The 14,171-nt window shown below is 66.2% G+C and carries 4 protein-coding genes; 1 reads left to right on the plus strand and 3 read right to left on the minus strand.

The window, feature by feature from the left end:
- Positions 1–195 precede the first annotated feature (195 nt).
- Complete coding sequence (locus tag ACWA7K_RS13040; RefSeq protein WP_456210467.1) at positions 196–11,691, minus strand: Ig-like domain-containing protein; 11,496 nt, start codon at positions 11,689–11,691, stop codon at positions 196–198.
- Here ACWA7K_RS13040 and ACWA7K_RS13045 point away from each other — a divergent pair.
- Positions 11,678–11,836, plus strand: a complete 159-nt coding sequence (locus ACWA7K_RS13045; protein ID WP_456210473.1) for a hypothetical protein — start codon at positions 11,678–11,680, stop codon at positions 11,834–11,836. The genes ACWA7K_RS13040 and ACWA7K_RS13045 overlap by 14 nt on opposite strands.
- 377 nt (positions 11,837–12,213) lie before the next feature.
- Here ACWA7K_RS13045 and ACWA7K_RS13050 read toward each other — a convergent pair whose 3' ends face one another.
- Positions 12,214–13,167 (minus strand): type II secretion system F family protein, encoded by a 954-nt coding sequence (locus ACWA7K_RS13050; RefSeq protein WP_456161834.1) that lies wholly within the window; start codon positions 13,165–13,167, stop codon positions 12,214–12,216.
- A 13-nt stretch (positions 13,168–13,180) separates the two neighbouring features.
- On the minus strand, positions 13,181–14,152 hold the full coding sequence (locus ACWA7K_RS13055) for a type II secretion system F family protein (protein WP_456161835.1): 972 nt from the start codon (positions 14,150–14,152) through the stop codon (positions 13,181–13,183).
- Positions 14,153–14,171 lie beyond the last annotated feature (19 nt).

The raw sequence follows: 14,171 nt of genomic DNA on the forward strand, positions 1-14,171 counted from the left end.
GTGCGTATCCCGTTGTCCTGCACGCCCGACGGTCGGTCTGGCAGGCGTCGGGATGATCGCAAGGGAATGGGGGGGTTGGGAGTCCCGTGGATGGGTGGGTGCCGTCGACTCCTGCCGATCGACCGACATGGATCCGGAACGGAAAAACGGCCGCCGAGTCACCCCGGCGGCCGTTTCAGTTCAGCTCAACGCGCGTCAGAACACGAAGTCGCTGGCCGTGAGCGTGTACCTGCCCGTCAGGATGATGGTCAGGTCGGGAGTCGTGCCGCCGTTGTTGTCCATCTCGATCACCGTGAAGTCGTCGGTCGTGGTGCCTGCGGTTCCGTTGTTGTCGATGTACCAGTTCACGGAGTTGGCCGTCGTGTTGGTCGTCGAGACAGAGATGAACGCGAATTGCTGGTCATTGCCCTGGTTCGTGTTCGCGTCAATCGCAGCGAGATTGATCACGTCCGTACCTTGAGCAAAGTCCGTGATGCGATCCAGACCGTCGTTGGTCGAGGTGAACACGAAGACGTCGGCACCAGCGCCACCGGTCAAGTTGTCATTGCCGCCACCACCCGTCAGCCTATCGGCACCGGCGCCGCCACTCAGCACGTTGACGTTGTTGTTTCCAGTTAGCGTGTCATCGCCCGCGCCGCCCGTGACATTCTCGATACCCGTGACACTGGTGAAGCCAGATGCCGCATTGCTGCCGAGGTTCACGATCACGTTGTTGCCCGCAGCCGTGTTGGTGTAGTCGAGCGTGTCATTCGCACTGGTTCCACCCAATGTCACGCGTTCGACATTGCTGACCGTCGCGCCGAAGGCGTCGAAGACCAGGTTGCCGCCGAAGGTCACCGCCTGGGTGCCCGAGTAGGACACCGCCAGCAGGTCACCGGTCGCGTTGGCGTTGGCGCCACCATCGATGACATCGGCACCGCTGCCCACCGTGTAGTTGATGGTGTCGTTGCCGCCGCCCGCGTTGATCACGTCTACGTTCGAACTGCCAGTGAGGGTGTCGGCCTGGTTGCTGCCGGTGATCGTGAACGATTCGGTCTGGTTGCTCAGATCGATGGTCACGCCCGCCGCAGCCGTCGACGCCGAGACAAGCTCCACACCGGACAGGTTGGCATTGCTCAAGCCGTTCAGACCCGTCGAGGTCGACGTCAGGTTGATCGTGTCCGCCGTGCCTCCACCCAGGTTGATGGCTGTGAAGCCGGTCAGCTGGGTGCCCGTGGCCGTCAGGCTGTCATCGTTCGCCGAGCCCGTCAGGTTGACGGTTTCGGTGGAGGTCACGGTCGTGGTGCCGGCCGAGATGTTGACCGCGCCACTGAGGTTGACGTTCAGGGTATCGGTGCCATCGCCCAAATTGATGCTGGCGAAGCCACCGTATTGCTGGGCGGTCATCGTCACGGTCTGGGCATAGACGTTGTTACCCGGCCCATCCACGGCGCTGAAGTTCTCCACGTTCAGGATCACGGATGTCGACAGGTTGATCGACGTGTTGTTCACGCCCGTGAACTGCAGCGTGTCGGTGCCAGCAGCGCCGAGATCCACGAACAGCGGAGCGGAGGAGATCTGGACCGTTTGGTCCTGCGACTGCCCAATGCCGTCATACACCTGCACATTGACCGAGGCCGAGCCCGAGTTACCTGCCAGGTCCGCTACGTCGTACGTGAAGCTGTTCCCCGTTGCGCCATCGCCCTGGTAATTCGCCGTCGTGAAGGTGATGTTGCCGGCCGACAGGGTCAGTCCGCTCAAACCACTACTAGCGCTGGAGACCGCTGAAACACCCGACAGGCCGCTGCCCGCGTCAGTGTCATTGCCCAGCAACAAGGCGGCGGGCAAGGAAATCGCTGTGCCGTTGTCGGCGACGTAGATGGTCTCGCCAGCCACGATCGGCGCAGTCGTATCGACCTTGTAGCCGCCGTCGTCCGCCACCGCAGCAAAGTCACGCACCATCGCATTGCCACCCGCGCTGGTGATCGTGCCGCCGGTCAAGCTGTTGGCGTTGATGCTGATGCCGTCGGTGTCGGTCTGGTTGGCCAGGATGGTGTAGGTGAAGACCAAAGCCGTCGAGGTCGATGAACCGGCGGCATAGCTGGCCTGGACCGTCGTGCCACCGATGTTCAGCTCCACGGTCGGGGAGCCCGTCACCGTCACGGCCTCGCTGGTGTTGACCGTCACGGTCACCACGTCGCCAGCATTCACGTAGCTGTTCTGGCGGCCGGTCGCAGAGGTGATGGACACCGAGGCGACCGTTGCAGGGACCGTGTTCACGTTGAAAGCGAAGCCAGCCGACGCCCCCGTATTGCCGGCCAGGTCAGTCTGCGAGACCGTGATCGTCTCGCTACCCTGCCCGATGGTGGCCAGGTTGGACGGGGTCAGTTCGTAGGAGAAGTTGCCGTTGGCATCGGTGATCGCCGTTCCCAAGACGTTGCCTCCGCCGTCCAGGATGCTCACTGTCGAGGTCTTCTCGGCAGTGCCCACAACCAAGTTGTCACCGACTGACAGGGACACGATGCTGTCGCCGCCGCCAATCGACGTGACCAGCACCGTGGGTGCGGTCTTGTCCAGCGTGGTGGCGGCACCGGTGTAGGACGACGAGTTGCCAGCGGCGTCGGTCGCGTTCACGCTCACCGTGATCGGGCCGTCGGCCAAGGCACTGAGGTTCACAAAGCCGTTCGCGCCGGGTGCCGTCAGACCGTTCTTGTCGGTGAAGGTCACCGTCGCGCTGGCGTCGCCGTCCAGACCGTTCAGGGTGTATGCCACCGCCGACTTCTCGGCATTGCTGATCAGGCTGTCGCCGACGGTCACGCTCAGCGGCGTGTCCTTGTCGGCGCTGGTGTCCAGGACCGTGGCCGTGCCCACACCTTCGGCGGTGTTGTTGGCACCGTCGACTGCGGTCACTTTTACCGTGATCGTGCCGTCGACCAGGTCGCTGAGATTGGCGAAGCCGTTGATGCCGAAAGCCTTGTTACCGAGCGAGTCGGTGAAGGTCACCGTCGCGGTGGCGTCGGAGTCGCGACCACTGAGGGTGTAGGCCACGGCGGTCTTCTCGGCATTGCCGACCAGGGTGTCCTGAACGGCGACCGTCAGGTCGCTGCCAAAGTCGGCCGTCGTGTCCAGAGAGGTGCTGGTGCCGTTGCCGATGGCCTTGTTGCCGGCGAGGTCGGTTGCCGAGATCGAGACCGAGATCTCGCCGTCGGCCAAGCCGGACAGGTCGACGACGCCACCGACACCAAACGCCTTGCGGTTGTTGCTGTCGGTGAAAACGACCTCGGCGGTGGCATCCGGATCCAGACCCAGAACCTGGTAGTCGACGTTGGTCTTCTCGGCATTACCGATCAGCGGGTCCGACACGATGACGGTCAGCGGGTCGCCTCGGTCTGCACGGGTGTCCAGCACGATGGTGGTCGGCGGCGGAGAGAACTCGTTGCCGGCCTGGTCGACCACGCTCAGGGTCACCGTGATGTCGCCATCTGCCAGGGTGCTCAGGTTCACCAGGCCGTTGTCGCCGGTGACCGAGTTGTTGCTGCTGTCGGTGAACGTGACGGTCAACGCGGCGTCGCTGTCGAGGCCATTGACCGTATAGGTCACGGCATTCTTCTCGACGTTGTTGACCAGGGTGTCCAGACCGCTGATGTTCAGCGGCGCGTCCTTGTCGGCGCTGGTGTCCAGCGTGAAGGTGATGCTCGACGAGGCCTGATTGCCGGCGGTGTCGGTGTCGATCACGACCACCGTGTGCTGGCCGTCGCCGGTCGGCAGATGGAGGTTGTAGTCGACTCCCGCACCCAGGGACACGTTGTCGACGACGAAGGTGCGTTCCACGAAGTCCGGTTGAGGCACGCCTACCGTCAGGGACGCGTCGTTGGTGAGTTTGTCGAGCGGGGCGCCAGAATCGAACATCAGACTGACCGTCGGCTGATCGATCTGGGTGTCCAGCGTGAACTGGATCGTGGCCGTGGCACTGTTGCCGGCGGTGTCCGTGTCGACGACGGTGACGGTGTAGTCCTGGTTGACCGTCGGCAGGACATAGTCCGCGCTGGTCACACCGTTGACGATGTAGGAGCGCGTCACGTCAGCAGCCTTCGGGCTGATGTCGAGGCGAGGATCGTTGGTGATGTTGTCGAACTCCGCGCCCGAGTTGACGCGCAGGGCAACCGTGACCGGATCGATCAGCGTGTCCACGGTGATGCTGCGGCTGCCGGCCGTGCTCGTGTTGCCTGCCGCATCGATCTGGGTCACCGACAGCGTCTCGCCGCCCTGGCCGAAAGCGTCCACCGCATTGGCCACCGTGATGCTCCAGTTGCCCGCGTTGTCCACCGCCGCCGTCTGGCCGGTGTTGCCCAGCGTGACCGTTGCACCAGCTTCGCCAGTGCCATTGATCACCAGGTTGGTGTACTCCGTGGCATTGACGTAGTTGTCCGTCGCGACCACGTTGATGGCCGGGGCATTCGGTGCCAGCGTGTCCACGCTGATGTCTCGGGTGCCCGCAGCACTGGTGTTGCCCGCCGTGTCGGCCTGGGTCACCGACAGTTGTTCACCGCCTTGTGCGAAGGACCCGGCGGCGTCGGCCACCGTGATGCTCCAGTTGCCTGCGTTGTCCACCAGCGCCGTCTGGCCGGTGTTGCCCAGCGTGACCGTCGCGCCGGCCTCGCCCGTGCCGCTGATCACCAGGTTGGCGTTCTCGGACGCATTGACCACGTCGTTGCCCGCCACCACATCGATGGTCGGCGCGGTCGGTGCCAGCGTGTCCACGCTGATGTCGCGGGTGCCTGCAGCGCTGGTGTTGCCCGCCGTGTCGGCCTGGGTCACCGACAGCTGTTCGCTGCCTTGTGCGAAGGACCCGGCGGCGTCGGCCACCGTGATGCTCCAGTTGCCCGCGTTGTCCACCACCGCCGTCTGGCCGGTGTTGCCCAAAGTGACCGTCGCCCCGGCTTCACCCGTGCCGCTGATCACCAGGTTGGCGTTCTCTGCAGCATTGACCACATCGTTGGTGGCCACGGCATCGATGGTCGGCGCGGTTGGTGCCAGCGTATCCACGTTGATGGCGCGGGTGCCCGCAGCGCTGGTGTTGCCCGCTGCGTCGGTCTGGGTCACCGACAGCGTCTCCCCGCCCTGGCCGAAAGCGTCCACCGCATCGGCCACGGTGAAGGTCCAGTTGCCCGCGTTGTCCACCACCGCCGTCTGACCGGTGTTGCCCAGCGTGACAGTCGCTCCGGCTTCGCCGGTGCCGTTGATCACCAGGTTGGTGTACTCCGCGGCATTGACGAAGTTGTCCGTCGCGACCACGTCGATGGCTGGGGCACTCGGCGCCAGCGTGTCCACGCTGATGTCTCGGGTGCCCGCAGCACTGGTATTGCCCGCCGTGTCGGTCTGCGTCACCGACAGCTGTTCGCTGCCTTGTGCGAAGGAACCGGCGGCATCGGCCACCGTGATGCTCCAGTTGCCTGCGTTATCCACCACAGCCGTCTGGCCGGTGTTGCCCAACGTGACCGTCGCGCCGGCTTCGCCCGTGCCGCTGATCACCAGGTTGGCGTTCTCTGCAGCATTGACCACATCGTTGGTGGCCACGGCATCGATGGTCGGCGCGGTCGGCGCCAGCGTGTCCACGCTGATGTCGCGGGTGCCCGCAGCGCTGGTGTTGCCCGCCGTGTCGGCCTGGGTCACCGACAGCTGTTCGCTGCCTTGTGCGAAGGAACCGGCGGCGTCGGCCACCGTGATGCTCCAGTTGCCAGCGTTGTCCACCACCGCCGTCTGGCCGGTGTTGCCCAACGTGACCGTCGCCCCGGCTTCGCCCGTGCCGCTGATCACCAGGTTGGCGTTCTCGGACGCGTTGACCACGTCGTTGCCCGCCACCACATCGATGGTCGGCGCGGTCGGCGCCAGCGTGTCCACGTTGATGGCGCGGGTGCCCGCAGCGCTGGTGTTGCCCGCTGTGTCGGTCTGGGTCACCGACAGCGTCTCGCCGCCCTGGCCGAAGACGTCTACCGCATCCGCCACAGTGAGGGTCCAGTTGCCCGCGTTGTCCACCACCGCCGTCTGGCCGGTGTTGCCCAGCGTGACCGTCGCTCCAGCTTCACCCGTGCCGCTGATCACCAAATTGGCGTTCTCTGCAGCATTGACCACATCGTTCGTGGCCACGGCATTGATGGTCGGCGCGGTCGGCGCCAGCGTGTCCACGTTGATGGCGCGGGTGCCCGCAGCGCTGGTGTTGCCCGCCGTGTCGGTCTGGGTCACCGACAGTTGTTCACCGCCTTGTGCGAAGGACCCGGCGGCGTCGGCCACCGTGATGCTCCAGTTGCCTGCGTTGTCCACCAGCGCCGTCTGGCCGGTGTTGCCCAGCGTGACCGTCGCGCCGGCCTCGCCCGTGCCGCTGATCACCAGGTTGGCGTTCTCTGCAGCATTGACCACGTCGTTCGTGGCCACGGCATCGATGGTCGGCGCGGTCGGTGCCAGCGTATCCACGCTGATGTCTCGGGTGCCCGCAGCACTGGTATTGCCCGCCGTGTCGGTCTGCGTCACCGACAGCTGTTCGCTGCCTTGTGCGAAGGACCCGGTGGCGTCGGCCACCGTGATGCTCCAGTTGCCCGCGTTGTCCACCACCGCCGTCTGGCCGGTGTTGCCCAAAGTGACCGTCGCCCCGGCTTCACCCGTGCCGCTGATCACCAGGTTGGCGTTCTCTGCAGCATTGACCACATCGTTGGTGGCCACGGCATCGATGGTCGGCGCGGTCGGCGCCAGCGTGTCCACGCTGATGTCGCGGGTGCCCGCAGCGCTGGTGTTGCCCGCCGTGTCGGCCTGGGTCACCGACAGCTGTTCGCTGCCTTGTGCGAAGGAACCGGCGGCGTCGGCCACCGTGATGCTCCAGTTGCCAGCGTTGTCCACCACCGCCGTCTGGCCGGTGTTGCCCAACGTGACCGTCGCCCCGGCTTCGCCCGTGCCGCTGATCACCAGGTTGGCGTTCTCTGCAGCATTGACCACATCGTTCGTGGCCACGGCGTCGATGGTCGGCGCGGTCGGCGCCAGCGTATCCACGCTGATGTCACGAGTGCCCGCAGCACTGGTGTTGCCCGCCGTGTCGGCCTGGGTCACCGACAGTTGTTCGCTGCCTTGTGCGAAGGACCCGGCGGCGTCGGCCACCGTGATGCTCCAGTTGCCTGCGTTGTCCACCAGCGCCGTCTGGCCGGTGTTGCCCAGCGTGACCGTCGCACCGGCTTCACCCGTGCCGCTGATCACCAGGTTGGCGTTCTCTGCAGCATTGACCACATTGTTCGTGGCCACGGCATTGATGGTCGGCGCGGTCGGTGCCAGCGTGTCCACGTTGATGGCGCGGGTGCCCGCAGCGCTGGTGTTGCCCGCTGTGTCGGCCTGGGTCACCGACAGCTGTTCGCTGCCTTGTGCGAAGGAACCGGCGGCGTCGGCCACCGTGATGCTCCAGTTGCCTGCGTTGTCCACCACCGCCGTCTGGCCGGTGTTACCCAGCGTGACCGTCGCGCCAGCTTCACCCTTGCCGCTGATCACCAGGTTGGCGTTCTCGGACGCGTTGACCACGTCGTTGCCCGCCACCACATCGATGGTCGGCGCGGTCGGCGCCAGCGTATCCACGCTGATGTCACGAGTGCCCGCAGCACTGGTGTTGCCCGCTGTGTCGGCCTGGGTCACCGACAGTTGTTCGCTGCCTTGGGCGAAGGAACCGGCGGCGTCGGCCACCGTGATGCTCCAGTTGCCTGCGTTGTCCACCAGCGCCGTCTGGCCGGTGTTGCCCAGCGTGACCGTCGCGCCAGCTTCACCCGTGCCGCTGATCACCAGATTGGCGTTCTCTGCAGCATTGACCACGTCGTTACCCGCCACCACATCGATGGTCGGCGTGGTCGCAGCCAGCGTATCCACGTTGATGGCGCGGGTGCCCGCAGCGCTGGTGTTGCCCGCCGTGTCGGTCTGGGTCACCGACAGTTGTTCGCTGCCTTGGGCGAAGGAACCGGCGGCGTCGGCCACCGTGATGCTCCAGTTGCCCGCGTTGTCCACCAGCGCCGTCTGGCCGGTGTTGCCCAGCGTGACCGTCGCGCCGGCCTCGCCCGTGCCGCTGATCACCAGGTTGGCGTTCTCGGACGCGTTGACCACGTCGTTCGTGGCCACGGCATTGATGGTCGGCGCGGTCGGTGCCAGCGTGTCCACGTTGATGGCGCGGGTGCCCGCAGCGCTGGTGTTGCCCGCTGTGTCGGCCTGGGTCACCGACAGCTGTTCGCTGCCTTGGGCGAAGGAACCGGCGGCGTCGGCCACCGTGATGCTCCAGTTGCCTGCGTTGTCCACCAGCGCCGTCTGGCCGGTGTTGCCCAGCGTGACCGTCGCGCCAGCTTCACCCTTGCCGCTGATCACCAGGTTGGCGTTCTCGGACGCGTTGACCACGTCGTTCGTGGCCACGGCATTGATGGTCGGCGCGGTCGGTGCCAGCGTGTCCACGTTGATGGCGCGGGTGCCCGCAGCGCTGGTGTTGCCCGCTGTGTCGGCCTGGGTCACCGACAGCTGTTCGCTGCCTTGGGCGAAGGAACCGGCGGCGTCGGCCACCGTGATGCTCCAGTTGCCTGCGTTGTCCACCAGCGCCGTCTGGCCGGTGTTGCCCAGCGTGACCGTCGCGCCAGCTTCACCCTTGCCGCTGATCACCAGGTTGGCGTTCTCGGACGCATTGACCACGTCGTTCGTGGCCACGGCGTCGATGGTCGGCGCGGTCGGTGCCAGCGTGTCCACGTTGATGGCGCGGGCGCCCGCAGCGCTGGTGTTGCCCGCTGTGTCGGCCTGGGTCACCGACAGCTGTTCGCTGCCTTGTGCGAAGGAACCGGCGGCGTCGGCCACCGTGATGCTCCAGTTGCCAGCGTTGTCCACCAGCGCCGTCTGGCCGGTGTTGCCCAACGTGACCGTCGCCCCGGCTTCGCCCGTGCCGCTGATCACCAGGTTGACGTTCTCTGCAGCATTGACCACATCGTTCGTGGCCACGGCATCGATGGTCGGCGCGGTCGGCGCCAGCGTGTCCACGTTGATGGCGCGGGTGCCCGCAGCGCTGGTGTTGCCCGCTGTGTCGGTCTGGGTCACCGACAGCGTCTCGCCGCCCTGGCCGAAGACGTCTACCGCATCCGCCACAGTGAGGGTCCAGTTGCCCGCGTTGTCCACCACCGCCGTCTGGCCGGTGTTGCCCAGCGTGACCGTCGCTCCAGCTTCACCCGTGCCGCTGATCACCAAATTGGCGTTCTCTGCAGCATTGACCACATCGTTCGTGGCCACGGCATTGATGGTCGGCGCGGTCGGCGCCAGCGTGTCCACGTTGATGGCGCGGGTGCCCGCAGCGCTGGTGTTGCCCGCCGTGTCGGTCTGGGTCACCGACAGTTGTTCACCGCCTTGTGCGAAGGACCCGGCGGCGTCGGCCACCGTGATGCTCCAGTTGCCTGCGTTGTCCACCAGCGCCGTCTGGCCGGTGTTGCCCAGCGTGACCGTCGCGCCGGCCTCGCCCGTGCCGCTGATCACCAGGTTGGCGTTCTCTGCAGCATTGACCACATTGTTCGTGGCCACGGCATTGATGGTCGGCGCGGTCGGCGCCACCGTGTCGATCGCCTGACTGTTCTCGGTGTGGCCGACGGCCAAGACATTGCCAGGCAGGTCGCTGACGGCACCGGCCGCGAGTTCCAGCGTGATGGAGCCGCTGGGCACGCCGGCGGCGGGCGTGACGATCACGTGCCAGGTCGTGCCGCTGCCGGTGACGTTGGTGATCGTGCCGTTGGTGACGTTGAAGTCGTTGGCGCCCAGGCCGACCACCGGTTCGCTGAAGGTGTAGGTGTAGTCGATCGATCCCGTCGTCAGGTTGGCCGTGCCGGCGACGTTGTCGGTCACCGAGGCGACGGTCGGCGGCGTCGTGTCGACCGACTTGACGGTGATGGCGACCGGCTGGGTCGTCGTCTCGCCCGCCGCGTCGGTGGCTTCGACGCTGAAGCTGTAGCTGGACTTGGTGACGAAGTCGAGGTCACCCGTCTTCAGCGTGACCTTGCCGTTTGCGTCGATGTTCAGGCTGCCGGCATCGGCGCCAGTCAGGCTCCAGGTGATCGAGCCCGGCTCGGCGTCGGTCGCGACGGCCTGGTAGAGCACGTTCTGCTTTTCCAGCACGGTGCCCGAGGTCGACGACGAGAAGACCGGCTTGTCGTTCGTGCCGGTGATGGTCACCGTCAGCGTCTGCGTCGTGCCGTCGATCGTGCGCACGACGATCGAGTCGGTGTAGGTCACGTCCTTGACGAATTCGTCATGGGCCGTGTTCATGGTGTAGGACCAGACGCCGGCCTGCGTGATCGTGAACGTGCCGTGGCCACCCGTACCGGCCTGCGGCACCAGGATGGCCTGGAAGCCCGACTGGCCCGCATCAGGGTCGACGACGGTCAGCGTGCCACCGGTCGACAGCGGCGCATTGGCTTCCACCAGCGACGAGACGGCGCTGCCCGAGATCTGCGGCGCGTCATTGGTGCCACGCACCGTCCATTCCGCATAGGTCGGGTAGTTCACGCCGCCGACCGTGATCGTGTAGGGCACCTTGACGACCATGGTCTGGCCATCGGCCAGGCTCTGGAAGGCGGCATCGGCGGGGTTCAGCGTCAGGACGTTGCCCGACAGCGTGACATAGCTCGGGAGGCCCGTCGGCGGGGTCGTGATCGACGGCGTGACCACCGTGCCGCCGTCCGGATCCTTGGCGGCGCCCAGCATGTTGATCGCGCTCGGGGCCGCATCCTCGTTGACGCTCACCTTGACCGGGCTGATCACCAGGCCGTCGTTGGCACCGCGGATGTTGATGGTCAGGACACGTTCCTGACCGTCGCTGGTCTTGACGTAGACGGTGTCGGCCAGGAAGCCGCCGATGTTGAGCTTGTCGACGTCGGCGTTGCTGTTGTCCAGCGTGTACTTCCAGGTGCCGTCAGCCGCCATCGTGAAGGTGCCGTACTTGGCAGCGGCATGGCCGACGGTGTCGTACGACATCGTCGTGACGCTGTCGGCATCGGCGATGTTGAACTTGCCCGACACCGTCGGCACGCCGGCGAACTGGGCCGTGCGGACGCCGTTGGCATCGGTGATGACGACACCGCTGTCCTCCGTGACGAAGAGCAGCGTCGGGCTGGCCGACACCGTCGCCAGGTCGTCCTTGCCGTTGATGGTGACGGTGATGGTCTGCGTGTTGCCGTCGCTCAGCCGGATCGCGAACGAGTCGGTCAGCGTCTGGCCCTCGGCCAGTGCATTGACGGTCGTGTTCGCGTCATTGAGCGTGTAGCTCCAGGCGCCACCGGTGGTCACCGAATACTGGCCGTACAGCTTGGCGCTGTTCATGGTCGTGCCGACCGGCGTGACCGCCGTGATCGTGACACCCGCCGGGTTGTCGATGTCGGCGCCCACGGTGATGACACCCGATGCGACCTTGCTGCCGGCCACGGCGTTGGCGATGCCGCTGGCCTCGGTCACGGAGCCGCTCGTGACGCCGCTGATCGCGGCGATGTCGTTGACGCCATTCAGCGTCAGGCTCAGCGACTTGCTCGAACTCGCGCCGGTGCTGTCCTTGGCGGTGACGACGAAGCTCTGCAGCACCTGGGCCTGCAGGGCCTCGATGGCGCTGCCGATCGGCGAGAACTGGTAGGCACCCGTGGTCGAGCTGTACAGCAGCGTGCCGTACGTGTTGGTGACCATCTTGTCGAACTGCGTCAGCAGCGGGAAGCCGGTGTTCGCCACCGCGCCGGCCACCGAGTACTGCACCGCCCCGGTGGCACCGGTCACGCCGAAGCTCGACAGCGCGGACATGCCGAAGGTGTCGGCACCGATGGTGTCCTGGTAGGAGATGCCGGTCGGCGTGGAGAGGATGATGGCCATGCTGTTCTACCCTGAATGGGCGACCCGGCAAGCGGGTCGCTGTTGCTGACAAGGACGCTGCTGGTCAGGGAATCCCGATACCGCAGCTCATGAAGTCTGAAGAGCTCGAAAGGATCGTATGGGTGGGGTGCCGTTTCGGGGCACCCCCCTGATCGGTGGCACCCCACGTTCAAGGGGAGAGCCGTCCGATCTGCAGATGACCTGATCGCGAAAAACGCGAGCGGTCCGGAACGTCACGGCCGACACGTCGGCAAGGCTGCGCCCTGCCGGCCGGGAAGGCCGATCAACACGGGGAAAACTTGGAGACGCGGTGGGGCCGGCCGATGCCGGCCTGACCTGGCGCTAGCGGTTCAGCATCGGGCCGAGGGCCGACATGACGTTGAGCGCGGCGGGGCCCATCAGGATCACCATCAGGGCCGGGAAGATGCAGAGGATCAAAGGAATCAGCATCTTCAGACCGATCTTGGAGGCCTTCTCCTCGGCGGTCTGTCGACGCTTGGTGCGCAGCTGGTCGGACAGCACACGCAGCGAAGCCGCGATGCTGGTGCCGAAGCGTTCGGCCTGCAGGATCATCGTGACGAAGCTCTCGACTGCCGGCACACCGGTGCGGCGACCGAGGTTGCGCATCGCCAGCTCGCGATCGGCGCCGGCCCGCAGTTCCAGGTTGACGAGCCGGAGTTCCTCGGACAACACGGGGTACTCGTCGCGCAGGTCATCGGCCACGCGGGTCATCGCCGACTCCAGGCCGAGACCCGCCTCGACGCAGACCGTCATCAGGTCCAGCGCATCGGGGAAGGCCTCGAAGATGTCGCGCTGGCGGTGCTGCGTCATGCGGTTGAGCACGATCGCCGGCACATAGAAGCCTGCGGCCGCCAGCACCAGACAGACCATCAGCAGCGCACTCGATCCGGGCGCGCGGCCACCGAAGGTCATCACCATCAGGCCGAGCACCGGCAGCGAAAAGGTCAGCAGTGCCTTGACGCCGTAGTAGAGGTTCTGCGATTCGGTCTTGCGCAGGCCGGCATGCAGGAACTGCTGCTTGGCCTTGGACAGTTCGGCGGACTCGGTCGGCGCGGCCATGCCGGCCAGCCGGTCCAGCGCACGGCGCCAGCGCGGACGGAAGAGATCCTCGCCGTCGTCGTCTTCCAGCACCGTGGTGTCCAGGCGCGATTCGCCGAACACCGTGTCCAGCCGCGAACGCGTGCGGTCCGGTGCCATTCGCCGTGCCAGCGCGAGCGTGCCGCCCGTGACGAACACGAACACCAGCGCCAGCCAGAGCCATTGCATCCATTCCATCGTGTTCTCCGGTTCAGGCGCGGATCTGGACGATCTGGCGCATCCAGATGGCGCCGACCACCATCAGGAACAGGGCCCCGCCCACGAGGGTCTGACCGACCGGGTCGTGCCACAGCGGGTCCATGAAGCGCGGGTTGACCAGGTTGAGGATCAGGCCGACCAGGAAAGGCAGCAGGCCCATGATCCAGCCCGACAGCCGACCCTCGGCCGACAGCGTCTTGATCTGGCCGCGCAGCTTGAGGCGCTGGCGCACGATCTGGCTGATGTTGTTGAGCAGCTCGGACATGTTGCCGCCCGACTCGCGCTGGATCACCACCGCGACGACGAAGTAGCGGATGTCGGGCACGGGCACCCGTTCGGCCAGCCCCTGCAGTGCGGAGGCGACCGCCACGCCGTAGTTGGTCTCGTCGGCCAGCAGGCGGAACTCGGGACCCAGGGGCGCAGGCATCTCGTCGCCACACAGGCGGATCGCCGACGGCAAGGCCTGACCCGCACGCAGCGAACGCACCATCAGGTCGAGCGCTTCGGGAAACTGTTCCTCAAGACGGTTCAATCGCTTGGTGCGGGCGACCAGCATGCGCCACCACGGCAGCACGAACAGGATCAGCGCCAGGCTGGGGCCGAGCACGGGGGGCAGCCGGAACATCGAGGGCAGCAGGAAACCGCAGGCCGCCATCGCCAGCGACAGGCCCAGCAGGTCGGCGGCCATCAGCCGGCCGCCGGACTGGTCGACCAGACGGATCAGCCGTCGACCCAGGTCGAAGCGGGTCAGCAGCTCCTGCAGCGTCGACAGGTGCGCCACCTCGGTCTGGCGTTCGAGGTTCGGCCGGTCGCCGGCCGCGACACTGGAGGCGACCAGCTCCAGTCGTGCCGAGACGCGCCGCGACTCGGCGCTGTAGCGCGTCACCCAGACGCTGTAGAGGCTCAGCAGCAGCAGCACGACGGCGGCGAAGACGCCGAGTGCCATTCCGATCAGGGCATTCATGCGGGGTTCTCCGTCGCCT

It is taken from the genome of Leptothrix mechoopdaensis (SeqCode) (assembly GCF_053893855.1).